This window comes from Ruegeria sp. AE3 (assembly GCF_056542225.1).
Genome location: NZ_JBQFZL010000010.1, coordinates 1 through 25191, shown reverse-complemented (window position 1 = coordinate 25191; position 25191 = coordinate 1). Strand labels below are relative to the sequence as shown.

Annotated in this window: 20 protein-coding genes; 6 read left to right on the top strand and 14 right to left on the bottom strand. The window is 58.7% G+C overall.

Features of this window, described 5'->3' with window-relative positions; all coding sequences use genetic code 11:
* Nucleotides 1-6: 6 nt before the first annotated feature.
* Nucleotides 7-1149, bottom strand: a complete 1143-nt coding sequence (locus tag ACR0NZ_RS15755; RefSeq protein WP_480520196.1) for a glycosyltransferase family 4 protein — start codon at nucleotides 1147-1149, stop codon at nucleotides 7-9.
* Between the two features lie 218 nt (nucleotides 1150-1367).
* Here ACR0NZ_RS15755 and ACR0NZ_RS15750 point away from each other — a divergent pair, with 218 nt between their 5' ends.
* Nucleotides 1368-2690 (top strand): glycosyltransferase family 4 protein, encoded by a 1323-nt coding sequence (locus ACR0NZ_RS15750; RefSeq protein WP_480520194.1) that lies wholly within the window; start codon nucleotides 1368-1370, stop codon nucleotides 2688-2690.
* A gap of 52 nt (nucleotides 2691-2742) precedes the next feature.
* Nucleotides 2743-3786, top strand: coding sequence for a formylglycine-generating enzyme family protein (locus ACR0NZ_RS15745; protein WP_480520192.1), 1044 nt, complete (start codon nucleotides 2743-2745; stop codon nucleotides 3784-3786).
* Here ACR0NZ_RS15745 and ACR0NZ_RS15740 read toward each other — a convergent pair.
* From ACR0NZ_RS15740 to ACR0NZ_RS15715, 6 genes are read right to left on the bottom strand one after another with little or no spacing between them, the layout of a single operon-like run.
* Nucleotides 3783-5312 carry a GMC oxidoreductase gene (locus ACR0NZ_RS15740; protein WP_480520190.1) on the bottom strand — a complete coding sequence of 510 codons (1530 nt, stop codon included), beginning with the start codon at nucleotides 5310-5312 and terminating at the stop codon, nucleotides 3783-3785. The genes ACR0NZ_RS15745 and ACR0NZ_RS15740 overlap by 4 nt on opposite strands.
* 34 nt (nucleotides 5313-5346) lie before the next feature.
* Nucleotides 5347-6318: an NAD-dependent epimerase/dehydratase family protein gene (locus ACR0NZ_RS15735; RefSeq protein WP_480520188.1), complete on the bottom strand. Its 972-nt coding sequence runs from the start codon at nucleotides 6316-6318 to the stop codon at nucleotides 5347-5349.
* A 33-nt stretch (nucleotides 6319-6351) separates the two neighbouring features.
* Nucleotides 6352-7095, bottom strand: coding sequence for a polysaccharide deacetylase family protein (locus tag ACR0NZ_RS15730; RefSeq protein ID WP_480520186.1), 744 nt, complete (start codon nucleotides 7093-7095; stop codon nucleotides 6352-6354).
* A 3-nt stretch (nucleotides 7096-7098) separates the two neighbouring features.
* The gene (locus ACR0NZ_RS15725; RefSeq protein WP_480520184.1) at nucleotides 7099-8538 is read right to left on the bottom strand and encodes a protoporphyrinogen/coproporphyrinogen oxidase; all 1440 of its coding nucleotides are present in this window, start codon (nucleotides 8536-8538) and stop codon (nucleotides 7099-7101) included.
* On the bottom strand, nucleotides 8535-9509 hold the full coding sequence (locus ACR0NZ_RS15720; RefSeq protein ID WP_480520182.1) for a lysylphosphatidylglycerol synthase transmembrane domain-containing protein: 975 nt from the start codon (nucleotides 9507-9509) through the stop codon (nucleotides 8535-8537). The genes ACR0NZ_RS15725 and ACR0NZ_RS15720 overlap by 4 nt, the downstream gene beginning before the upstream one ends.
* Nucleotide 9510: 1 nt before the next feature.
* Nucleotides 9511-10437, bottom strand: coding sequence for a glycosyltransferase family 2 protein (locus ACR0NZ_RS15715; protein WP_480520180.1), 927 nt, complete (start codon nucleotides 10435-10437; stop codon nucleotides 9511-9513).
* 503 nt (nucleotides 10438-10940) lie between these two features.
* Here ACR0NZ_RS15715 and ACR0NZ_RS15710 point away from each other — a divergent pair.
* Entirely contained in the window at nucleotides 10941-12374 is a 1434-nt protein-coding gene (locus tag ACR0NZ_RS15710; RefSeq protein WP_480520178.1) for a lipopolysaccharide biosynthesis protein, read from the top strand.
* Nucleotides 12375-12376: 2 nt separating this feature from the next.
* On the opposite strand, the gene ACR0NZ_RS15705 is transcribed toward ACR0NZ_RS15710, so the two are convergent.
* Nucleotides 12377-13882: a PepSY-associated TM helix domain-containing protein gene (locus tag ACR0NZ_RS15705; protein ID WP_480520175.1), complete on the bottom strand. Its 1506-nt coding sequence runs from the start codon at nucleotides 13880-13882 to the stop codon at nucleotides 12377-12379.
* Nucleotides 13883-14138: 256 nt separating this feature from the next.
* Here ACR0NZ_RS15705 and ACR0NZ_RS15700 point away from each other — a divergent pair, with 256 nt between their 5' ends.
* Together ACR0NZ_RS15700 and ACR0NZ_RS15695 are read left to right on the top strand one after the other, a co-directional pair.
* Complete coding sequence (locus ACR0NZ_RS15700; RefSeq protein WP_480520173.1) at nucleotides 14139-15122, top strand: glycosyltransferase; 984 nt, start codon at nucleotides 14139-14141, stop codon at nucleotides 15120-15122.
* Complete coding sequence (locus ACR0NZ_RS15695; protein ID WP_480520171.1) at nucleotides 15119-17170, top strand: hypothetical protein; 2052 nt, start codon at nucleotides 15119-15121, stop codon at nucleotides 17168-17170. The genes ACR0NZ_RS15700 and ACR0NZ_RS15695 overlap by 4 nt, the downstream gene beginning before the upstream one ends.
* Before the next feature lie 10 nt (nucleotides 17171-17180).
* Here the strand turns inward: ACR0NZ_RS15695 and ACR0NZ_RS15690 are convergent, their stop codons facing one another.
* The 6 genes from ACR0NZ_RS15690 to rfbF form a co-directional block, all read right to left on the bottom strand.
* Entirely contained in the window at nucleotides 17181-19217 is a 2037-nt protein-coding gene (locus ACR0NZ_RS15690; RefSeq protein WP_480520169.1) for a B12-binding domain-containing radical SAM protein, read from the bottom strand.
* A 118-nt stretch (nucleotides 19218-19335) separates the two neighbouring features.
* Entirely contained in the window at nucleotides 19336-19737 is a 402-nt protein-coding gene (locus ACR0NZ_RS15685) for a GtrA family protein (RefSeq protein WP_480520167.1), read from the bottom strand.
* Nucleotides 19734-20612, bottom strand: coding sequence for an NAD-dependent epimerase/dehydratase family protein (locus tag ACR0NZ_RS15680; protein WP_480520165.1), 879 nt, complete (start codon nucleotides 20610-20612; stop codon nucleotides 19734-19736). Before ACR0NZ_RS15680 ends, ACR0NZ_RS15685 begins: the two co-directional genes overlap by 4 nt.
* A complete protein-coding gene (locus ACR0NZ_RS15675; RefSeq protein WP_480520163.1) occupies nucleotides 20612-21844 on the bottom strand; it encodes a methyltransferase domain-containing protein in 1233 nt (410 codons plus the stop codon). Before ACR0NZ_RS15675 ends, ACR0NZ_RS15680 begins: the two co-directional genes overlap by 1 nt.
* Nucleotides 21841-22926, bottom strand: coding sequence for an NAD-dependent epimerase/dehydratase family protein (locus ACR0NZ_RS15670; RefSeq protein WP_480520161.1), 1086 nt, complete (start codon nucleotides 22924-22926; stop codon nucleotides 21841-21843). The genes ACR0NZ_RS15675 and ACR0NZ_RS15670 overlap by 4 nt, the downstream gene beginning before the upstream one ends.
* Complete coding sequence (gene rfbF / locus ACR0NZ_RS15665; RefSeq protein ID WP_480520159.1) at nucleotides 22908-23681, bottom strand: glucose-1-phosphate cytidylyltransferase; 774 nt, start codon at nucleotides 23679-23681, stop codon at nucleotides 22908-22910. Before rfbF ends, ACR0NZ_RS15670 begins: the two co-directional genes overlap by 19 nt.
* 671 nt (nucleotides 23682-24352) lie before the next feature.
* Here rfbF and ACR0NZ_RS15660 point away from each other — a divergent pair.
* On the top strand, nucleotides 24353-25191 hold an 839-nt coding region (locus tag ACR0NZ_RS15660), incomplete at its 3' end, for an NAD(P)-binding protein (RefSeq protein ID WP_480520157.1).

Below are 25191 nucleotides of genomic sequence, written 5' to 3'. Positions count from 1 at the left end.
CGGGCATCACCTTTGGCGGCCCGCCAAATCGTAATATGTCTTTTCGAACTGGCAGTGCACCCAATCCGGGTCGAACCGGTCCTCGCGGCTGCGTTTCAGGGCGTTCTCGGCCAAGGTTTGGCGACGTCCTTCGTCTGACAGGACATCCGCCACGGCTGCGCAGATCGCCTCGATGTCGCCGATGGGCACCACCGCGCCAACGCTGTCGTCGATCAGTTCCACCACGCCGGAACAGGCGGTGGCCACGGCGGGGGTTCCAGCCTGGAACGCTTCGGCGATGGTGAAGGGCAGGGCCTCCCACCGCGAGGTCAGCAGGAACAGGTCCGCCGCGCGCAACAGCCGGATCGGCTTGTCGGTGCGACCAATGAACTGCAGGTGCTTCCCAAGCCCCTTGTCCCGCGTCAGCGCGTGCAATTGTGCCTCATCAGGCCCGTCTCCGGCGACCACGAAGCGATAGCCGGGGTGGGTTTCTTTCATCCGCGCGACGCAGTCGATCAGGATGTCGATCCCTTTCTGCGGCAACAGGCGGGCCAGCGTGACGATCAGCCGGTCGCCATCCCCAAGCAGTTTGGCCCGCAATTCGGCGATGTCCTCCGCGCTGTCGTCAGGAGGTAGGGAGACGCCCAAACCGATCACTTTCAGTTTGCCTCGCGGCACATTCCCGGTCGTTGCAAGATCCTCGGCGGAACGATGGCTGGGCGTGATCACCAGATCGCATTTTGCAGCAATCCGGCCGAATGCAGCGATCCGTTCAGGTTCGGACCCGTGATAGGTGACGGCAACCGGAATCCGCCGCCCGGTTCGGGCCAGGCTGGCAACCAGCGCAGGGGCGGATTCATGGCAATGGATCAGATCGACCGTATTGTCCGCCAGCCAGCGCCGCAACCGCCAGGCCGCGACTGCTGTATGGCGCAGCCGGTTGGCGATGCTGCCGCCATCGCCTGCGACATAGCGGGTGGGCAGGTCCAGAAATCCCGATTGCCGGTCAGGACCCGCCCAGATATCTGCGGTGCCCGCAAGGGTGATACGATGGTTTCGGGCCTGCAACCAATCGCTCAGCCCGAGGATATGCCGGGTGATGCCGCCCATGCCAAACTGGGTGCCTATTTCGACTACATGAAGGGGGTCTTTTGGGGGGACAGTCTGCATCTGAAGTGGGTTTGGCCAAATTTCTGAATTATTTCCCAACCATATCATCTGCATTGCGTTTGCCCATGTCACGGTCGACTCGTGCCGCAGCCTATGAATTTTTGCAGCAAGCCCGCAACACCGGGCGCGAACCGGGCAACTGCGTGGCTTGTGTCTTTCGATTGTGACGAGGATCGTGTTTGATACCGGAAAGTTATTGGTAATCTGGTACAATTCGCATGCAGTCTTTGCGCATTCTGATGTTCACCACATTTTACCCGCCATACTCCTTCGGCGGCGATGCCGTGGGTATTCAGCGCATGGCCCGGGCGCTGGTGGCGCGGGGGCATGACGTGACGGTGGTGCATGATGAGGACAGCTATCTGATCCTTGGCGGCAAACCACAGCCCGAGGGCGACCCGGACGGGGTCCGGCGGATCGGGTTGCGCAGTCGCAATGGCATGATGTCGAACCTGCTGACCCAGCAGCTTGGCCGCCCGGTTGTCCATGCCGCCCGCATCCGCGAGATACTGGCCGAGCGGAAACCGGATATCATCTGGCACAACAACACCTCGCTGATCGGTGGGCCCGGCCTGTTGCCAATGGGCGAGGGGCTGAAGATCTATGAGGCGCATGAGCACTGGCTGGTCTGCCCCACGCATGTGCTGTGGCGGCACGGGCGCGAGCTGTGCGATGACCGCCAGTGCCTGCGCTGCGTGCTGAACTACAAACGCCCGCCTCAGCTGTGGCGCTATACCGGTGCGCTGGACCGGGCATTGGATCACATGGACCTGATCATCGCCAAAAGCGAATTCAGCCGGGCCAAACATCGCGAGTTCGGCCTGCGGCAGGAGATGCAGGTGCTGCCCTATTTCCTGCCCGATCTGGACCAGGACGCTTTGCCGGAGCCGGCGGCGCATGACCGCCCCTATTTCCTGTTTGTCGGGCGGCTGGAAAAGATCAAAGGGTTGCAGGATGTGTTCCCGGCCTTTGATCGTTACCCGGATGCCGATCTGCTGATCCTCGGCGATGGCGATTACGCGGATGAGCTGAAGGCACAGGCCGCAGGCAATGACCGGATCAGATTCCTGGGCCGCAAGGCGCCTGACGAGTTGAACGCCTATTACCGCGGCGCGCTGGGGCTGATCGTACCGTCGGTCTGTTATGAGACCTTCGGCATCATCCTGATCGAAAGCTTCCGGTTGGGCACGCCGGTGATCGCCCGGCGGCTGGGCCCGTTCCCCGAGATCGTTGAGCGGGCCGGGGGCGGGTCGCTGTTCGAGACCGAGGATGATCTGATTGCAGCGATGCGCGATCTGCAACACCAACCCGACCGACGCGCAGGGCAGGGGACCGCTGCGCGCAAGGCGTTTGTGGATATCTGGCACGAAACCCGGGTGCTTGAGGCGTATGGAGCGGCATTGGCCCGCGCGGCGTGTGAGAAAGGCGACCGCGCATTGACCAAGGCACTGGAGGCCGGGGCGTTTGAGCATGGGTCCACGAACCAAATGCCCAGCGGGATTCAGGGCAAGCAAGAGGGAATTTCAGATGGTGTTCGGTAGAACTTCGACCAGACCAGAAAAGGGCTCCCTTGTCGGAAGAATGCTCCGATGGGTGCTACGACTGTTTTGGATCATGTTGTCGGGGGTGTTGGTAGTCTTCGTGTTGTTGATCGTGTTCCTTTTATTGTTCGTGAAAGCGAACACGGCGCTGCGGGATCTTGAGTTCACCATGCGCGCGACGGAAGAGCATGAACAACTGCCTGAACCCGAATTGTCACGCCTGCAGCACGCTGCGCTTTTTGTAGTGGCCCAGTTTCTGCCACTGCGTCAGCCCGGATATCATCTGGTTACGCCCGGCCGTGTTTTCCGGGATTGTGCGGAATGCCCGGAACTGGTCGAGATTCCGCCAGGCTACTTTCTGCTCGGTTCTCCGATTTTTGAAAAGGGGCGATACGCGCATCTGTTTATTTACAAACCTCTTCGGAACCAGCTGAAACATGCCAATCGGGAAGGTCCAAGACGTCTGGTTCGAATTCCGCGATCATTGGCGTTTTCTCGCTATGAAATCACGTTTGGACAATGGAAACAGGCACAGGAAGATCCCGACTGGTTCGCGATCACCGGGCGCGCGCCGTATTTTCCTGAACCAGAGGCAGGCTATCGCGAGGACCAACCCATGACGCCGACTGAATGGAGCGATGCAAAAGCTTACGCCGAATATCTGAGCGCCAAGACAGGGCACATCTACCGTTTGCCAACAGATGCGGAGTGGGAATACGCCGCCAGGGCCGGATCCGTGACGCGGTTTCCATGGGGTGACGAGGTGGGGAAGAACAATGCTGTTTGCATCAATTGCTCTTCCATATGGCCCGAGCGCACGATGGCGCCAGTGGGCCTGCATCCGCCCAATGATTTCGGGCTTTATGACATGCACGGCAACGGCTTCGAATGGGTCGAGGATTGTTATGAATCTCATCATGACCCGGTGAAAATCGATGGCTCTGCATATGTGCAGGACGAATGTGAATTCCGGGCAATGCGTGGTGGAGGTTCGTATTCACAAGATTGGCAGAGCCGATCTGGGTTTCGCGTCGGACCACATCACTACAATCGTGGATATGGACATGCCTTTCGTCTTGTTCGAGAGATGGATTAAGGGGCCAGCATTCCGATCCGGTGGGCGTTGGCCATGACCGAGAAAGTGATGGTTGTGGCCGGGATGCTTGGCAGGCATGAGGCATCGACCAGATGTACCCGTGACAGCCCTTTCGGCCGCCCCAAAATATCCGACTGCCCCGCACCAGGCGTTTTAGTCATGGGAACCGAGCCGCCCACGTGAAAGCTGGATCCCACATCGCCGGGGCGACGGGCGAAACTTAGCGGCACAAGCCCTGCTAGCTTCAGGACCTGCCCTATGCGTGCCGTGGCGCGCGCCATGACCTGTTCGGTTTCGTCATTACCTTGCACGGTCGGGGTCAGCAGCCCGTCTGCGGCCATCGTCAGATCGATCCGGGCGGAGTGAGCAGAATGCAGAAACGCCTGCGCCACGACCAACCGTTGCGCCAGCAGCCTCCATACCGGGGCCGATCCGGGCAGTTTCGAGCCATAAGTATTGATCAGATCATGGGCATAGAACTCGTTCCAGGTATAGACCTGTGCGTGGACCAGATGCGGTGAGACTGCGGGGTCATCCAGTTCAATGAAAATCTGCGGCAAGGTGTGATAGGGCCTTCGGTCCGGGCGACGCGGCGCGCGCCAGTGGTGCAGGCTGGGCAGAAAGAAATGCTGACTGTCCTGTAGTTGCAAGCGGGCTGCGGAGTCCGGAGATGACGCCAGCATCAGACGCGCGGTTTCCAGAACCCCGGCGGCGACAAAGATACGGTCGGCTTGCAGGGTTTCGCCGTCCTCCAGCGTTACCGTGACATGACCCGGGCGTTCATCAAACTGGCGAACAAGACCGGTGCGATAGCGGAAATCCGGATTGTGACGCAGGACGTCAAGCGTTTGCCCGGACGCATAAATCAGACCCCAAGGACAGCCATGCAGGCACTGGCCGCAATATTGGCAACCGGGTTCAACGGCCAGCCGTGCAGCCCCGGCATGGGCCCCCAGTTTCGCAAGCCTCGCTGCTTGGCGATCCAGATGCGTCAGCATCCGTTCGGCTTGCGGCGATGGGGTCAGAGGGGCGCGATCCTGCATGGAAAGGGTGGGGAACAGAGTCTGCAATGCGTCCACCCGACCGCTGATGGGAAGGAATTCCGCAACCGCGCGGTAATGCGGTGACAGATCGTCAATTCCGATCGGCCAGTCGGCGATATCTTCGGCGCGGTTGGGCAAAACGGCCGAGCCCCAGAGATTGGACAGCCCACCTATGGCGTGTGAGGCGCGCAATCCGATCCGGTCAGGCGATACCAGCGTTTCCGCTCCCGGCACCATGGCAAAATCCGATCCGAACCGGCGCACCTGTCCGGGCGGCGTGTCGAACTGAGGAGTTTGCCAGGCTTTTACATCATCGGCGGACCAGCTTTCGGGACCCGTCGCGGCCAGCCTGTCACGGCGGGACTGTGCCGAGTCTTCCAGTCTGCGCCCTCCATCCAGCATCAAAACCTGTCGCCCCCGCGCCAATAGGGCCTTGGCCACGGACACCCCCGATGGCCCCGATCCGATGACCAGATCGGTCACGAGGTTGGGCCCGTCTGTGCCGGGGCAGGCGGCCTCATGCGGGAACCGGGCGCTTCATCTCGGCGACGATGTCATCGATGATCTGCTGCAGCGTTCGCATCGGGCGGAACCCGGTGGCACGCTGCAGTTTCGAAACATCGGGCAGGCGGCGCTGCATATCTTCGAAGCCTTCGGGATAGACCGTGTCGTAAGGAACACATTGAATTTCCGAGGCAGAGCCGGTCGTTCGGATGACCTGTTCGGCCAGCTCGCGGATCGTGACCTCCTGATCGGTGCCGACATTGAAGACGTCGCCGCGCGCCTCGGGCAGGGTCATCAGACGGCACATGGCCTCGACCACATCGGCGACATGGCCGAAACAGCGTGATTGTTCACCAGTGCCGTGGACCATCAGCGGCGCGCCTTCCAGTGCCGACTTGACGAAATTCGGTAGCACCATCCCATAGCGCCCGGTCTGACGCGGACCGGTGGTGTTGAAGAACCGCAGCACCGTGACCGGCAGGTCGGATTCACGCGCGTGGGCCAGTGCCAGAAACTCGTCCAGTGTCTTGGCGCAGGCATAGGACCAGCGCAAATTGCGGGTGGCGCCGATGGTCAGATCGCCTTCTTCCTGAAAGGGGAAATTGGTGCTTTTGCCATAAACCTCGGAGCTGGAGGCGATGAACGTATGCGTCTTGTTCACCAGCGCGGCATCCAGCACGTTCTCTGTCCCCGCCACATTGGTCAGGATCGACCGGCTGGGTTCGTCCATGATCAGCTTGACCCCGACGGCCGCCGCCAGGTGGAACACCACATCCGCCGGATCGACCAGTTCGGCGACCAGCCTCCGGTCAAGAATACTGCCTTTGACAAAAGTGAAGCCCGGATGATCCGCGACAGAAGCCAGATTGGACATCAGCCCGGTCGACAGATCGTCAAGGATCGTGACCCGATGCCCTTCACCGATCAGCCGTTCCGTTAAATGGGAGCCTATAAACCCGGCGCCGCCGGTAATCAGAATATGCATTTGTTTGTACCAGTCACTGTGTAAGAACCAACTTTACCACGATTTTCCCCGCACCATCGCACGGATGCCGCGCATCATTTTGCGGGCCGTCAGATAGGGCCCGCCGCGCCCGGCAAGATGTGCCTTCCAGCGGGCGATGTTGTTGAAATAGAACATCTCGAGCCGGGGCAGGTCGTGCATATCATCCCCCGCTTTGGCCACGCCCAGCCTTGTGCCGACCGAGGTGTCGTAATGCTGCGCGACCTGTCTGAGAACGCTAGAGTTCGACGCGCCATATGGCGGCGCGAAATGTCGGATGGGCTGGCCAAGCCGGGCGGCAATGTCCTGCCCTGATCCGCTGACTTCCTCTTCCAGCATGAGTGCATCCAGCGTGGTGAGATCGGGATGAGTGACACTATGCGCGCCAAAACAGACCCCTTCAGCTGCCAGCGCCTCGACCCTGTCCCAGCCCATCAGCGGGCGGGCAGGGATATTGCCTCCGGCCCAGCTGTCGCTGCCGCCCATCAGCCCCGAGGGCAGATAGACGATCGGGCAGAAGCCGTGATCGCGCAGGATCGGCCAGGCGGTATCGGCGAAATCTTCAAACCCGTCATCGAAACTGATGATGACCACGCGGCGGGCAGGCGGGTTGGCCAGCGCGTCCGGTGTGACCACCGGCAAGCCGGACGCGGCCAGCGCCTGCATCTGTGCCGCAAAGATGTCGGGCGCGATCGAGGTTGGCCCCGGCGCATCCGAGATCGAATGATACATCAGGATATCGGCCTGCCAGGCGGACATGGGTCAGTCTTCCACCACATGGGTGGCAAAGACCTCGCGATATTTGTTCCATTTCGCGCGGTCGACATGGCCCTTGTCGTCGATGCAATCCGCCGCGCCGTAAGCCATGGCAAAGGCGTGATGGGTATTATCGTGGGCGAACAAGCCCTGTCGTCCAAATACGAGCAATCCGTCCAAATCAGAGAGCCACTGATCCACCGTATCGAACCGCTCTTCATAGCCCATATCGTAAACCGGATAGGCGTGGCTTAGCCGCCGGGTTTCGCAGCGGCGCACCGGCACGGTGACGGGCAGGCCCAGCTGACCCAGCCATTTAGTGAATTCCTGCCCCAGTTCCTCGTCGGACATGGACCACCATTTCTCATCCGGGTCGCAGGGCAGTTCGGCGCACAGCACGGTGACACCTTTCGGCGCGCCACTGGCGTTATAGTTCTTGGGCTCTGACATCCGGCTGATCGGGATCGACAGTTCCGGGAAGTAATGTGCATCGAACTCGGTGAACTGGTCTGTCTCCAGCACCAGGTACAGCAGGATCATGCTGCGGAATCGGATCGCGCGAGCCGCCTCGACCACCTCGGGCGGCGGCGCGCCGATCAGGCGGGTCAGCCCGGTCAGCGGGATGGTCGACAGGATCAGATCGCCGGTCAGGCGCCGTTCACCCTCGCCCTCGCGGATCGTCAGGCCGGTGATGTGGTTGCCGTCCCGCTCGATAGCAGTGATTTCGGTGTTGAACAGGAAAGTTGCCCCGTTGCTTTCCGCGCTGTTCCGCATCGCGTCCGAGATTTGCCCGAACCCCTTGCGCGGATAAAAGAACCGCCCGGCGGTTTCACTGCGCAGCCCCGGCAGCAGGCGCAGCATCTTCATCAGGATCTTGCCGACCGATCCGCTGCCGACCCGGCGCTCGGCCAGTTTCACGGCCAGCTTGTCCGGGTTCAGCCCCCACAGTTTGCGTACATAGGGGAAATAGAAATTGTCCGAAATCGTCGGCCCCAGCCCGTCATACAGCACGGTCGAGAATGTCTCGGGCCCGGTGCTTTTATTGCGGAACGGCTTCAGCACCATGTCCCCGATCAGTGACAGGGCAAAAGGCTTGGGCAGGCGCATCAGCGCGTCAGTCAGTTTCAGCGGGAAGTGGATCCATTTCCCACCCAGCCGGATGCGCCCGTGGCGCGGGCGCAGCAGCAGATCGTCCCCCAGCAGGGCTTTCACATCGGCCAGAACCTCGGGCTCTGCCGCCGGGTGAAACCGGTGCGAGCCATAATCGCAGATCACGCCCTCAATCGGGAAGGAAGCTGAATTGCCGCCCGCGATAGCGGCGCGTTCGATTACCGTTACGCGGGCCTGCCCGGTTAACGCATGGGCCGCGGCCAGCCCGGCCGGTCCGGCACCCAGTATGATGATCTCGGGCCTGTCGTTGCTGTCGGGTCGGGAAACATCCGTCACTTGCACTCTTCCTTTTGGGAATTTGCCGGGGTGCTGAACCGCATCCCGGACAGGGTCAGAACCAGCGCGCCAAGCCCGCCTGCCGTAAACAACACAACCTGCCAGACCAGCCCGGCGGCCACGACCGCAGGCGCGCTGGCGCCAAATGGGGTCAGAAACCCGGCTAGCGTGGCCTCGCGCAGGCCGAGCCCGTTCAGCGAGACCGGCAGAACCGCAATGATCTTGGCCAGCGGCCAGGCGAAAACCCACGGCCCGGCTGCCACATCGACACCCGCTGCGATGGCCAGCCACCAGGCCAGCAGGACCAGCACCAGCTGGGTCAGAACCGATGCGACAAAGGCAATGGCCAGCGTGCCGGGTTTGCGGCCCATCCCGGCCAGCGCATCGGCCAGGCGATGGGCAAACCCTTTGCCGGGCAGGGACGGGATATAGCGCCAGGGCAGAGGCAGCAGGCGCGGCATCGCGACCATCCCCGCCAGTGCGGCCAGCAGGATCAGGGCAACCGGCCAGATCATATGCCCGCCGGCAGCGCTTTCCCATGTCAGCACCAGACCCAGACAGGACAGGGTCAGCAGCGCGACCATGTCGATCAGCCGGTCAACGGTCGCGCCCGCGACGACCTGCGCACCGTCTTTCATCGCGGCCTGCGCCAGACCGGCCCGCACCGTATCACCTCCAATTGCGCCGGGCAGGCACAGATTGGCGGCCAGCCCGGCAAAATGGGCCCGGATGGCCAGCAGGGGAGGAAGCCCTCGGTTCAGCAGCAGCCACCATTTCAGCGCGGCCCCCACATGGGCCAGCAGGAACAGGGCCAGCACGCATAGAAAGACCCAGATCGGGATCGACTTCAGTGCCGTCACGATGGCCTCAGCGGGAAGCAACCAGAACAGGATCGCCAGCACCACGACCGACCCGGCCACCCGGATCAGCCAACGCCGTTGACTTGGGTCGGAAAGCAGCCTGCCGCTCATGTCACGGTCTGAGGTGCAGCCGCGAGATCATGTCGGCGATCAGCCCCAGTGACCAGATCATGATCGCTGCCAGGAATGAGAACACTGCAGTTTCGCTGAGGTTCCAGTAGAACATGTCGATAATGAACTTCACCGTGCCCAGCGTGAAAAATGCCAGACCTAAAGGGATAAACACCCGTAGCGGGTTGAACAAAGTGCTGATGCGCAGGATCAGGATGATGAAGTTCAGGAAGTCAATCGGACGGATTTTCGATTTGCCCACCCGTTTGCCGTATTCGATGGGCGTATAGATCATCCTTTTACCATTCGAGGTCATGCACAGCGTGATCGTGGTGGTGAACGAAAAGTTCTGCGGCAGCAGCGGCAGGAATGGGATCAGCTCGGATTTGCGGAACACGCGCAGGCCCGAGTTCAGATCGTTGATCTTGCGCTCGGCCAGAAATGAAGCGAAGGCGAACAGGAATTTCTTGGCCGGCCGCCGCAGCAGCGGCACGTTTTTCATCGCAGCACCCCGATCGCCCACCACCATGTCCTGATCGCGGCACATGGCCAGCATGCTTGGCAGATAGCGCGCAGGGTATGTGCTGTCGGCATCCAGAATGGCCACATATTCATGCTGCGCCATCCGAACGCCGCGCTTGAGGCTGGCGCCATAGCCGGAATTGACATCGTTGAAGGTGACGGTGGCACCACTGGCCTCGGCCTCGGCGCGGGTATTGTCCTGGCTTGCGTCATCCACCACGATAATTTCGTAAGGGATATTCAGCGGCTCGAGATGGGCACGCACATCCTCGACGGTGTGACGCACGGCATTTTCCTCGTTATAGGCGGGGATGACCACGCTCAGGCTCATGCCGGCGGTTTCCGATGCGATCAGCTCTTCAGATGTGGTGCTGCTCGTCACCATCGGCTCTGCGACTTTGTTCATGAAAATGAAAACCTTTTATTCACTTAATATATATTCTGTCTGTCCTCGCCCGCATGGCATGTGTGATCGTTTCCGGCGCAACGGGCCTAATTTCCTCTGCCGCCCATAGTATTCAAACACAGACAAGCTGAACATAGACAATACTTTTGACTAAATTCGATCTTTCTGGCGTCATGTTATACACACCGCTGACAGCCTGTAATGCCACGTTGTATATCAATTCTTTGGGCCGTCTCGGTACATGTGCGGCGGTATAACAACAGGTTTGCTAGGATGTTCGGGCATCCGAGGCCCTATATGCCGCAGAGATAATGTTTCCAAATTGGCTCTTATTGAGCCTAAATTTCCACTTTATCCCGAATTCATCGCATTGCACTGACTTGCGGCGCGGTCGCGCGAGGGATGTTGGCAAGCGTCTCGACAGTGTTGTCTCTAAACCGATACGCTACATATTCAGAATGTCGACGGTTTCGTATGGCAGTAGGGCAGTGGGAAGGGTTTTGATGTCACGGGAGCGGCGTTTCACCAGCGGCGTTGCTTGGATGTCCGTTGGCGTCTGGGCCGAACAGGCGTTCAATTTCATTATCATTGCTGTTCTTGCCCGATTGCTTGGGGCCGAGGCCTTTGGCCTGGTGGCAATGGCCGCCGCCTTTGTCCTGTTTTCCGAGTTTTTGGTCCGCGAAACTATATCCGAGATTTTGCTGACCCAAGATGCGCTGACGCCCGATCGGCTAAACTCGGTCTTTTGGCTGCTGGCATTTCTGGGGGCTGGCCTAACCGCGCTGATTATTCTGGGCGCGGGGCCAGTCTCGGCCTTTTATGACGAAGCGGTAGCCGGACAATTGCTGATCGGTTTGTCGCCAACGGTGCTGATGATCTCACTCACAGCGGTGCCGGTGGCGCTGTTGCGGCGCGAGATGCGGTTTCGCGTTCTCGCCTTGCGCGCGGTGCTTGGGGCAATCATTGGCGGGGTTGCCGGGATCGGAATGGCCCTTGCGGGATACGGGGTCTGGAGCCTGGTCGGTCAGCGGGTAGCAATGACCGCTACGAATATCGTGATGGCTTGGGGTGCCGTATCGTGGCGACCCACTTTCCACGTGTCGGGGTCCCAGATGCGGCAGGTTCTGCATTTCAGCCACCGGATCATCGGGCTACGCGCGGCTGAACTGGTGGCTGTGCAATCGCCTGCAGTTCTGATCGGCGCGATGCTGGGTCCGGTCTCAGCCGGGTATTATGCGATTGCCTGGCGGATTGTGGAAACGGCCTCGTTCCTGACCATCACGCCATTGCGCATGGTTTCACAACCCGCTTTTGCGGCGGTCACGCGCGGGGGCGGCAAGGCGTCTGAGATGCTTTTGGATGTCATGCGCCTGACCGGGCTTGTGACCTTTCCGGCCTTTGCCGGATTGGCAGTTCTGTCAGAGCCGGTGTTGGTCCTGCTGTTTGGCCAGAAGTGGATCCCGGCAGCGCCGATTCTGAGCCTGATGTCCGTTTTCGGAATGTATCTTTGCACCGAGAGGGTGCAGCAGACATTCTGCCTTGCGTCAGGTCATCCTGGCAGACTGGCGGTGCTATCGTGGGTCGAGGTGATGCTTGCCGCCATCGCAGTTACGGTTGCCGCCCCATACGGCGTGTCGGTTGTAACGGCGGCTTTTATCGCTGTTTTCTTGGTGATGTGGCCGTTCAAATTCGCCAATCTGGCGGCGATCTCGGGGCAGCCTGTTTTCAGGCTGGCGTCGTTGCATATCCTGCCCCTTATCTCGGCGGGGATCATGGCGGCGGGTGTTGTGGGATGTCTGGCGCTTTTGGGCGATCAGACAAGCATCGTGCGTCTGGCTGCGGGTATCACGACGGGTGTGCTGATTTACACCTGCCTCGCATTTGCGACGATGCGGGACAGGTTTGCTGTGCTTAAGGCTCTGGCCGCTCGGGTGTGATCTCACCAGATGGGGCTGCCCATTCGGAACGTGATTTTCTGTTCATCACCATCCTGCTTTTTCAGATAGGCAATGACCTCGTTGTCCGCCTCGCGCGGATCAAATCCGAAACGGCCCAAAGCTATGTCTCCGTTCCGAACCAAATCAATTGGCTGGGCTGCCGCACCGTTGACTTCGACCAAGGCCACGTCGACATCGGCTACGCCAATCTGCAGTTCGATCTCGATCGGGGTATCGCGCCTTAGCGGCTCATGCAGGATTAACTGCGCCACTGCGCCTTTTGCATCAATCGGGGTCACGCGGGACGTGACATAGGAACTTGGGTTCGTGCGCCAATACACGCCAATAAGAATCCCCATTAGCAACAGTAAATAAATCCAGCGTAGAAACCCCATCCCGCGCCAGATACCTATAAAAGATGCACCCGATGAGGTCGCAGGAGCCAGACGGGCGGCATAGATTAGAGACCCTGTAAAGGCGAGGCTAGTGGCGAAAATCCCCAGAACAATCCAGAGAACTCTTGAAAACAGACCACCCCAGACCCCAAAATGCAGCAGCTCCATCATCGCATCCAAGCGAGTGAGGCCGCTGAAGTCATCAGGCGTGTAGATGTTCAGAATCTCAAGCGTCACAGGATCTACGGTTACGGTGCTCTCTCCGCTAAAACGTGAAAACTCTGGATGTCTCCCATTGAATTTCAAACTGCTTGCTTTGTTTCCGGGAATGACTAGAGCGGCCGGCTCGAATCCTGGCAGGGCGTCGCGGGCCCGTGCTTCGGCTTCATCGATAACAGTTCCGTCAAAGCCCGTTGGTAAGGCGGCTTCGCGTGGGGCGGGGGATTGAAATTTTAGCCTGCCTCCTTCTATTCCCAGGCCACCCAGCAGGAAAAAGAAACTGCTTATTGCAATTATAAAGACCAACGGCGTAGACCAGAGAGCTACCAGCCTATGGGCTCCACCCGCCCATGACCTAGCCCCCCCCGAGTTGCTAGGCCATCTAAAAAAACCCTTCCAGAATCGCCGATAGGTGATCAGCCCGCTGACCATCTGGAAAAGCAACGGGATCGACATCGCACTAATAAGAATGAATACGCTCCTCTTGTCGATAAGAAACGTATCGTGAAGGCCAGCAAGAATACCGTTAAAACTCGGATTCCCTGTCACATGGACGACCTCACCAGTAGTGGGATCTGTCCAATAACTCACGCGCTCTCCCCATCCCGTGCGTCCGTGTGTACGGTCCACAAACCAAGGGGCGGGTCGCTTGAGGATTACAAATGCATTGCCTTCAGGGTGGGTGGTTTTGATGCTGTCGTAGATTTCGCCGAAACTTGCGGTGCGTTCTTCTTCTGTCAGAGAAGTCCAGATTACGGGTCGATTCATGGACTCAAGTTCGAACCCGACTACAAGCAGCGTGCCTGTCAGAAACATGAAAGTGAAAAAGACCGACAGATATAGACCGAACCAGGTATGGAGCCTGAATAATTGATTGCGAATTTTGCGAGTCATGTGAACACAATTAGCCAACAGTTTCGGATTACAGTAACGTAGAAATTTGGGTCGAAAAGAAGGAAGTGAGAGCTTTCGGTGTATTCAGCGACGCACCCAGGGAAATAGGCCGGGGCTGTGGTGGCAAGTACACTGCATCTTAAAACATTCCCACAGATTGGCTGTTGCGCGAATCTGCAAGGGTGCGGGATGCTATAAGCGTGACCGAGCCGGCGGCGGGTAACCGGCATCTGTAGACGTTAAACAAAGATATGATATGAAAACCATTTCTATTGTCTCACCGTGCTTCAATGAAGAAGACAACGTGGCACATTGCTATGAAATCGTGAAAGCGATTTTCGACAAAGAGCTGGCGGGCTACAGGCGCGAACATATCTTTGTTGATAATGCCTCGACCGACCGGACCGTCGAAATCCTCCGAGAAATTGCGGAAGATGATATGGATGTGAAGGTGGTTGTCAACGCCCGTAACTTCGGTGTGTTCCGGTCTGCCTTCAACGGGTTGCGCTATGTTGAGGGGGACGCGGTCATCGTTATTTTACCTGTCGACTTGCAGGACCCACCGGAAATGATTCCGGAATTCGTGGAGCTTTGGGAAAGCGGCTATGACGTGGTGGCAGGTGCGCGCAGCACCCGAGAAGAAGGGTTTCTGATGCGCGGTGCGCGCAGTATTTTCTACTCAATAGTCAATGGGCTATCAGATGTATGGCTGGAACCTTCGGTGGGAGAGTTTCAGTTGATCGACCGCAAGGTTCTGAAGGCGGTGCTGTCTCATAACGATCACTATCCCTATATCCGGGGCATCATCGCAAGCTGTGGCTTTCGTCGGGTCATCGTTCCTTATGTCTGGCGGGCCCGGAAAAGAGGTTTGTCTAAACACAGCCTGATGGCGCTGACCGACCAGGCGCTGAATGCGATCTTTTCCTTCACGCGGGCACCGATGCGGTTCTGCACGCTCAGCGGGCTGGTAATCGCGACAAGCTGCATTCTGTTTTCCCTGTTTGCAGTGCTGGTGTATTTCCTCGACCCCAATCAGGCACCACGGGGGACTACGACCATCATCGTAGCGCTGTTTTTCCTTTCAGGGATTCAGATGCTGTTTATTGGTATGCTGGGGGAATATATCACTTCGATCCACAATCAGGTCCGAGGCGGCCCGATTGTCACCGAGCAGGAACGTATCAACATCGAAGGTCCCGCCCGGGATCCAGCACTGATCAAAGACGAGCATCTGGCATGAGAATATGTCCGGTCCCATTGCGGTGGTGTGGTGCTGCGCTGGCCCTTTGGGCATGTGGCGGGCCAGTCTGGGCTGCGGATGCTGCGGTCACGAATGCCACACTGGCCGAGATGCGTATCTGGTTTGCAGCGATTGCCGCGACATCAGTGCTTTTGCTGGCTGTGTTTTGGTCTCGTGGTCAATTGCTTTTTGGTCTTTTGGGGGCGGTGGTGCTTTTGGGCAGTGCGGCCAGGTTGTGGCTGACACAACCACTTTGGTTTCCAAGGCTCGAAATTTCTACAGACCCACCTGAAAACCTGATCATGCTGGCAGTGCTGGCCGCGCAGGCGGGGCTGACGTTTTTCATCCTGATACGGCCTGCCGGGAGGGCGGCTATACGTGGCCTGTTCGCGCAGGCAGGGGGGGTGCGGCTAGCTCTGTTGGGGGTGCTGATCGCGGCGTTCAGTGTTTCGGCCACGCCTTACATCAACTATGGCTACTACACCGCCTTTGGGCTGCAGATCGGTGTCGGGGGCGTTTTGTCCCTTGTGCAGATCGCCACGCTGATTGCGGTTTTCACCGTCTCTGGCCCCGATCAGGCCCCACGCCTTCCGGTGTCTGGACTAGCCTTCTTTGCCACTCTGGCCAGTGCCGTGCTCGCTTGGACGGCCTTTGATCGTGTGCCGCATGTGGAAGACGAGCTGTGTTATCTTTTCCAAGCTCGCATCTTCGCCAGCGGCGTCCTGTGGAGCCCGGCACCACCCGAGGCCGCCCAACCTGCATTGGAATACTTTCTGCTCGATATTCGGGATGATCGGTGGCTTTCGGTCTTTGCGCCGGGCTGGTCTGCGATCCTGTCCATCGGTGTAATTGTTGGGGCACCTTGGCTGATCAACCCGCTGCTCACCGGGGCTTCGGTCTGGCTGACCCATGACATCCTGTGGCGCACCGTCAGCCAGGAACGTGCCGATCTGGTCGCCCTGCTGATGGCGACCTCACCGTGGGTTCTGGCTGTTGGCGCGTCCTTGATGGCACATTCGGCGACAGTCTTCATGGTTCTTGTCGGCCTGTGGTGTCTGCTTCGCGCGGGTTCGGGATCGACGCTGAGTGACATTGCACTGGCATTTGTCGCCGGGCTGGCTCTGGGTTGGGTTTTTGTGATCAGGCCGCTTGATGGGGTGATCGTGGGCGGATTGACGGGTTTGTGGCTGCTCCGCCGTATTCCCGCCGGGATCGGGCAGGTCGCGACCTATTCTGTGGGCGGGGTTCTGTCTGGGTCGGCTTTCTTGCTGTTCAACTACGCCTTCACCGGGCAGATTTTACTGACGCCGCAGGCGGATTACTTTGTCCGCATCTGGGGGGAAACTGGCAATGCCTTTGGGTTCGGTCCAACTGTCGGGCCGCCCGCGAAAGACTTTGGCGCGCTCGACATGTGGCCCGGTCACAGCCCGCTGGAAGGGCTGGTGAACATGCTGCACGGGTTTGCGGCGCTCAATATGGAGCTTTTGGGCTGGGTTTTTGGGTCTCTTATACCAATCTGGGTTGCCTTGCTCTGGCGTAACAGCCTGACAAAGTTCGACTGGGCGATGCTTCTGGTTTTCGTGATCATTATCGGCGGGCTGTTCTTTTATTGGTTTATCGGCGGGTTCTATATCGGTCCGCGATACTGGTATACAGCAGCCCTACCTGCGCTGGTTCTGGCTGGGGCCGGAATCGAAGAGGTTCGCCGGCGTCTGCCGGAAAGATATCGCAGCCGCCTGAACAACGTTACTTTGTTGTTATGCGCAGTCTCGGTCGTCAGCTTCACTACGTGGCGGGGTGTTTCGAAATACCAAAACTACGGCAACTATTCTGGCGACATAAGGCGGATGGCGCAGATTGAAGATATTGGAAACGCGCTGGTGTTTGTGTCCGCGCAGCACAACATCGGATCCGCGCTATATCTTAACGACCCTTTCCTGTCGTCGGACAAGCCGATCTTCCTGCGCGATCTCGGGGCTGAGCAAAACGCAGCCGTGATCGCGGCCTTCCCGGGGCGCGCGGTTATCTATCTTGGGGATACCGGCTAGGGCCAGAATCCTATTCGGCAGCGTGCTGGTTTTCGGCATTCACAAAGTTGCGCCTGAAGTCATTGGCAAACATCGTCCGTGTAAACCGCCCCAGCCCCGAGGCATGTTCACCAAAGGTTTCGATCCGCGACAGCAGGGTGGTTTTCACCCTTTGATCGACCTGGGTCTGGAACTCGCGGGGCGCATCGAACTGGTAATCCTGCAGCACGCCTTCATATCCCGAATTCCGCCAGGCCTCGAGATCGAAGGACGAGCTCCAGGTCGGTTCATGTTCCAGGGTTTCCGAGAAAGGCACATGCAGCATCACGGCGCTGTAGTAATTGATGATCGTGTCGAGCATCGTGTGCGCTTCGTGGTCATCCTTATCCAGAAGATCACTGATGGTCCGTTTCAGGAAATCGAGCGCTTCGTCCAGCACGATGAACCGACCAATCATCGAGTACTTGCTGAGCAGGTTGCCCCCGAGTTCACCGCTGATCAGATCATCATAATTTTCCTGCGCCCAAGCGACGCAATCGGAGCGGGTTTCAAACAGCTCCTGCTGGTTTTCCTCCAGATAACCGGCCACCGCATCCCGGAAGGGCTGGGGGGCCTGATCAAGAATTTCTTGCATATGCTTGACGATCAGGAAGGGCCGGATGCCACGGGACCGCGCCAGCCGGAAGGCTTCTTCGAAATTGTCTTCATAATAGAAGATCGTCAGCAGCAGATGGAAAACACGGGTGTCCAGGTAATCCTGGAACGAGAAATTCTCGGACTGGACCACCATTTCCTCGGTCTCGACCACGGTTGGACCGTTATATTTGCCCAGGCATCGGGCAACGACCCGGTGCAGGGTTTTGAACCCAAATTCTTTGCGGCTGTCGGGATTGGCCAGTGGCGCGCCATGCAACAGCATCAGCTGGTGTGCCGCCACCCGGCTGACACCGGTTTCGATCAGCTTGTCGACCGCATCCATAAAGGATTCCTTGGTTTCACCCGGCATGCACAGGATCAGCTCGCCATAGGATTGCATGCCCTTTGAATGAAGCTCCTGTTGCACCTCGGTATAAGTATCCAGGCTGATGTTGTCGCGTTTGATGTTCTTCAGAACTACCGGATTCAGGGACTGAACCGATGAGGTCATTGGCAACCGGCCCTTGGCCTTACGCATCACCTTGATGATCCGGTCGCCGCGGTTTTTTCCGGTGGTTGTTCGGATGTATTTGGGCCAGTCGTATTTATCCATCAGATGGCCCAGATAGTCGGCCACTTCTTCGTCCTGCACATACATGCCGAAATTATCGTCAGCAAAACACAAGGGGCTGGCATGGTTGATGCGGGCCACGATGTAATCCAGATCGGCCTTGGTACGCTCGAACGAATGGCGGAAAACTTTCGAGTTCGATTTGACCGCCGAGTTGCAGAATGCGCAGGTGAACGGACAACCGCGGGCCAGCTGCATCAGTGCAAACAGGCCGGTATCAAAGAACTTGTCCATCAGCCCGGCAAGATAGGGTGACGGGATTTCGTCCAGATCGCGGATGCGGGGCGGCTCGCTCCCGCGCAGGATCTCTCCGGTTTTCGGGTGCACGTAAAGCGCGCCATCGACGGCCTCTTCCCACATGCCTTCGCGGCGGGCGCCAACATCGATGAACCGTTGCAGCGTGCTGAGGAAGGCGCGCTCGCCCTCATAGGTGGGGCCGCGTACATGCATGTCGATCTGTGGCATGGTCCGGATCCAGCTGTCCTGTTCTTCTTCGGTCAACGGAAAGTTGGGGCCACCCATCAGGGTCAGGCTGTTGGGGTTTACCGCCTTGACGTAGTCAGCAAAGGACAGGGCCAGATGGTGGTTCCAGGAATAACTGGAAAAGCCGACCATATCGGGCGGAGCTGTGTCGACGGCCGCTTTGAATTCCTGAGGGTCGCGGAAGATTGCAACTTCCAACGGTGTCGGGCTTTTTGCATGAGCCTGGGCATAGGTCGCAAGATTTCCAACGCCCAATGGGTAGGTGTCCGACGTGGCAGTAACGAGGTTATGTCCAAGATCAGCAAGATAAAGACGCATTGACGATTATCCTTCCAGCACTGGTACCAAATACATTTAACAGTCCATATCCTACTATATATCAGATGGACCGGTTACGGATCGAAAGTGTTTATGTCTGTGGTTTTTAGGCATTATATCAGACCTCCTGCTGCCACGGGAAGCGATCGGTCAGCGCCCGGGAAACAAGGATGAATGCCAGAACGGCCGCCGGCAGAACCAGCAGGCCCTGTGCAAGGATCGGATGCAGTCCCGTGCTCAGAAGAGCTTCGAGCGAAAAGGCGTTGAAAACGTAAACTATGACATATGCCAGCAGGTAGAAGGGCAATTTCCTGAACCCTTTGGTTTCGAACACAATACGGGCGTGGGTCATGAAATTCCACAACACGCCGATGACGAACGAGATCGCAAGAGCCGCCTGTGCGGGCAACCCCGACAGGCTCAGAACCGAGAAAACCGCATACCCGAAGGCCGTATTCACAATGCCGACCAGAGCAAAAAGCATGAAGGACTGTTTCCGCAGAAAGAACGAAGATTTCATACAGCTTCCTCGTTTGTCAAAAGACACCGGGCGACTCCGGAAGCAATGTCATATTGTGGCATAAAACCGGTCTCGTCCCGCAACCGGGTCACGTCCGCCGCCAGCCGGGGCGGATCGTCCGCCGCGCGGGCGATGGTGCCTAGGCGGATCAGATCGGGCTGGTGCATCTGGTTTGCCACCTCTGCAATCAGGTCCCGCACTGGGGTCGCTGTACCGCTGGCGACATTGACCGGGCCGGTCAGATCGCTTTCCAGTACGCGCAACAAGGCGCGGGCAAGATCATCGACATGCAGGAAATCCCGCTCCTGCCGTCCATCGGTGCAATCGACCGGCCGTCCCGCCCCGAGGTTTGACATCAGATCGCCGAACAGACGTCCCGGCGGTTCATCCGGCCCGTAGACAAAAAAGATGCGGGCCCATGCTAGGGACAGACCAAGCGTCTGCTGGCCCGCGCACAGTGCCAGACCGGCCCCGGCCTTGGCCGCCCCATAAAGGGTGCGGGGGCGCAGGGGGCTGGTTTCGATCAGCTCCGGTACCGACCAGTCATATTCAGCGCAGCTTCCGGCGCAGACGGCACGCCAGCCGCCTGTGCGCGCGAATTCCCGCACCAGATGCAATGTGGCGGCCATCCAGTCCAGATTGGCCCCAGAATTCCAGCGGTCGCGCGCGCCGTCATGCCAGGCCAGATGCACCAGATGGCTGGCGCGGGCGGCGTCGAGGGCTGTCGTGGTGGCGCCGGGGTCCAGCAGATCGCAGGTGATGTCGCTTGCCGGGTTGCGGCCCAGCGTCACCACCTCGTGGCCCGCCTCTGTCAGAGCCGTGGCTGTCGCGCACCCGATCAATCCGGTTGCGCCCGTCAGCAGAACCCGTGCCATCAGCTGATCCTGATCTCGGGCACGGCGGTCACGAAGCGGGTGCCATGTGCCTTCAGGTCTGACAGTTGATCCGTGACCTCGTCCCGGATGTTCCAGGGCAGGATCAGCACGTAATCCGGCGGCGTCTCGCGCAGGGCTTCGACCCCGTGCACGGGGATATGGCTGCCGGGCAGCAGCGTGTTCTGCTTGGCCGGGTTGCGATCAACGCAGTAAGAGATCAGGTCGGGGCCGATCCCGGCATAGTTCAGCAGCGTGTTGCCCTTGGCGGCGGCACCATAGGCGGCAATGGTGTCGCCCCTGGTATTTGCTTCGCGCAGAAAGGCGAGCAATCCGTCGCGCAGCGCTTCGACCTGAATGGTGAAATTCATGTAGCCTTCAGGCCGGTCGAACTGCGCCGCAGCCTCATCCGCGCGGACCTTGGCCAGACCGGGCCCTTCGCGGTGGCTGGCACCCTCAAGGCAGGCGAACACCCGCAGCGAACCGCCATGGGTGGGCAGTTCCTCGACGTCGAAGACACGCAGGCCCGCCTTGGCAAAAATCTTTTCCACCGCCAGCAGCGACAGATAGGAGTAATGTTCGTGATAGATCGTGTCGAACTGCACTTCCCTGATCAGGTTCAGAAGATGCGGGAATTCGACCGTATAGACCGCATCACCGGTCAGAAGCGTGGCGATCCCGGCGACGAAATCGTTGATGTCAGGCACATGCGCCAGCACATTGGCCGAGGCAATCAGGGCCGGGGGTTTCTCGACCGCAGCAACCTTTCGGGCCAGCGCCTCGCCGAAATAATCGACCAGCGAGCGCACGCCTTTTTCTTCGGCTGCCGCCGCCACGCTGCCCGAAGGTTCGATCCCTAGAACGGGGATGCCTTTCTCGACGAAATACTGCAACAGATACCCGTCATTCGAGGCAATCTCGATCACCAGATCATCCGGTCCCAGATCAAGCCGGTCGACCATCTGTTCGACATAGGCCCTGGCATGGGCCAGCCAGCTGTCCGAATAGCTCGAGAAATAGGCGTAGTCGGCATTGAAGATCTCATCCGCCGGTACGGCGTCTTCGACCTGTACCAGATAGCAGTCGTTGCAGACCCAGGCATGCAGCGGGTAGCGCGGACAGGCCGTGCCCGCGCGCTCGGGCGGGACATAGGAATTGGCCAGCGGCGAAAGCCCCAGATCGACCAGCGTCTGGGTCAGGGCTGCGCCACAGCTCCGGCAAGCGGGGTGTGTCATTGCGGCATTCTCCAGCGCAGATCCTCGCTCAGTGTGCCTGTGCGGATATGCTCTTCAAGCGCTTTCAGCCGCATCAGCGGAGATGACCTGAAATCGGCATCGCCAAAGTTGATATCGTTCAGCAATTGCAACAAGTCCCGGATGGTGCCTTCAAGCGTCTGCACCGGCTGATGTTCGGGTGCCAGTTGTTTGTAGAGCGAAAAGTCGACCTTGTAAGACCGGTTGTCGGGCGAGGCATCGGGATTGATCGAGTAGCTGGCCCCGGGGACCGCTTCGGCCACGGCCTGCGCCAGATCGCGGATCTGATAGTTCCACACATCCGATCCAGCGTTGACCGCAAGCCACTGCCCCCCGGCATCTTGGGTCCGGGTGATGGCCCAGTCGATGGCTCGGGCCATGTCGCGCACGTCGATCAGCGGCCGCCACGGGCTGCCGTCGCTCAGCACCGTGATCTTGCCAGCGGTGACCGCACAGGCGGCAAAATCGTTCAGCACCAGATCCAGCCGCAGCCGGGGCGACGGCCCGCAGGCGGTGGCGAAACGCAGCGCTGTACGCAGCATCCCCGGCGTGTCCATGGCCGCTAGCGCACGCTCGGTCCCGATCTTGCTGTGGGCATAGGCGGTCAGCGGGTTCAGGGGCGCGTCCTCGGATCGCGCATCGCCTTCTGCGAAGCCATAGACCGAACAGCTGGAGGCAAACACGAAGCGCGACACCCCGGCTTCGGCGGCCAGATGAGCGGCCTGCACGATGGCATCCTGATTGATTTCCGTGGTGACTGTTTCGAACCGGGCACCCATCGGGTCGTTCGAGATGGCCGCCAGTGCAACAACCGCATCCGCCCCCTGGAACAGTGACGCATCGATATCGCGAATATCCGCGATGATCTGCTGGTTCAGAACCCGCTCGGGCCACGCATCATGCGTGGTCAGCCGGTCCGAGAAAAACCCGGGATCAAGGCCGATCAGATTGGCGTTGGGATAGGATTTCCGCAATGCCGCCGCCACGACCGGACCAATATAGCCCAGATTGCCAAGCAGGATGATTTTCGGAGCGGAACCCAGCATCATTCCCAGACCTTCCATGGAGCATTGCCTTCCTGCCAGCGCGCTTCGAGCTGACGGCGGTCGCGGAGCGTATCCATCGGTTGCCAGAATCCCTTGTGGCGAAACGCCATCAGATCGCCTTCTGCGGCCAGCGTTTCAAGCGGAGCGCGTTCCCAGATTGCGCCATCCCCGTCCAGCAGATCACCAACCGAAGGATGCAGTACGAAGAACCCGCCATTGATAAAACCACCGTCACCGCCCGGTTTTTCGGCAAAACGTTCGATCTGATCGCTGGCCAGCTCCAACGCGCCGAAACGCCCCGGTGGCACGACTGCGGTGAGCGTGGCACGTTTGCCGTGGCTTTTGTGGAACGCGACCAGCGCGCTGATATCGACATTCCCGACCCCGTCGCCATAGGTCATGCAAAAGGCCTCTTCATCCTTGAGCAGATGCATGACACGGCGCAGCCGCCCCCCGGTCTGGCTGTCCTCTCCGGTATCGACCAGCGTCACGCGCCACGGTTCCGATTTGCTGTTTGCAATCTCAAGCCCGCCATTGGCCAGATCGATCGTGACGTCCGAGCTGTGCAGAAAGAAATTCGCGAAGTATTCTTTGATCACGTAACCCTTGTAGCCGAGGCAGACGATGAAATCCGTGATGCCGTGTGCCGCGTAGATTTTCATGATATGCCAGATGATCGGTTTGCCGCCGATCTCGACCATGGGTTTTGGAATCTTGACGGTTTCTTCGCTGAGCCGGGTGCCTAAGCCGCCGGCCAGAATAACGCACTTCATAAAATCGCTCCCTCGTTAACAACGAAGTCAGTCACTAATTGACAAGCCCTTAATCTGGGTTTGACGCGGCCTTGTTTCTTCAAACATTCACAAGCAGTAGGATGGGAGCGTTGAACCCCTGTCAAGATTCACAAAGCCTCAAGATGCGATGCAACTGATTTCCCGACGCTCGGGCATTGATGAATACACAATATGCTTGAATGTATAAGATTGTTGAATTGTCCGAGTTGCCCGGTGGGAGTCCTGGGACATATCCTTAATTGGGTTGAAGGCAGAGGCTGCGAAAGGCCAAGCTGGGGACATCAATCGCAAGAGTAACTGAGGACTGTTGTTTTTTGCCCGCGACATTTCCGACAGTTCAGGCGGCTTTGAACTAATATTGTTTTTCAACGTGTTGAATATAAATTCCTACCTTTACTCAAGGGCGCGCGATTAGGGTTTGACCAGACACCGAACGGGCCCTGTACACTCAGAGGTCGATCCGTACATATCTGTGCGTAGAGTATTGAACCGGAGTTACTGGTCGATGGTTCTGCAATCCTTGGTTGGTCCGAAAGGATAGATTACAGCGCGCAGAGTTTCCTATGGCGTGGGCCAACATGATTTTGTTGTGAATCTCAGGCAACCTCCTGTAGCCTGACGACAGTGGTTTTAGTGTGGATGTTAGTCATTTGAAAAAAGATATTGTTCCCGTTGTAGTCATTGGTGGCGGTCCTGCAGGGCTGACAGCAGCCTATGAACTTCAGAAACTGAGCGGCACACATGTTCCCCGGGTCTTTGAAGCCTCGGATATGGTGGGCGGCATTTCCCGAACTGAAACGCATAAAGGGTATCGCTTTGACATAGGCGGGCACCGGTTTTTCACCAAGGTGCGTGAGGTCGAGGACATGTGGCATGAGGTGATGGGGGATGATTTCATCACCGTGCAACGCCTGAGCCGCATCTTCTACCGCAACAAGTTCTATGACTATCCGCTGCGGATCTTCAACGCCCTTGGCAATATCGGCCCTTACGAGACCTACAAGATCATCGGCAGCTTCATCAAATGGAAGCTGCGGCCTAAACCGCAGGAAGACACGTTCGAAGAATGGGTGATCAACCGCTTTGGTGGACGGCTCTACATGCATTTCTTCCACAGCTACACCAAGAAGGTCTGGGGTATTCCACCGTCGGAAATCCGGGCCGACTGGGCCGCGCAGCGGATCAAGAACCTGTCCCTGCCCAAGGCGGTCTGGAACGCGATTTCGGGTGCCAATGATACGGCCAGCCTGATCGAGGAATTCCAGTATCCCCGCCTGGGCCCTGGCATGATGTGGGAAAAGACCCGCGATCTGATCCAGGAAAAGGGCGGTTCGGTCGAAACCCGTTCCGAAGTGGTGAAGGTGAACCGCGATGGCAACCGCGTCACGTCGATTGATGTGCGTCATTGGGACGAAAGCGGTGACAAAACAACCGAACGGGTCGAGGGTGAGGAATTCATCAATTCGATGGCCGTGCGCGATCTGATCCA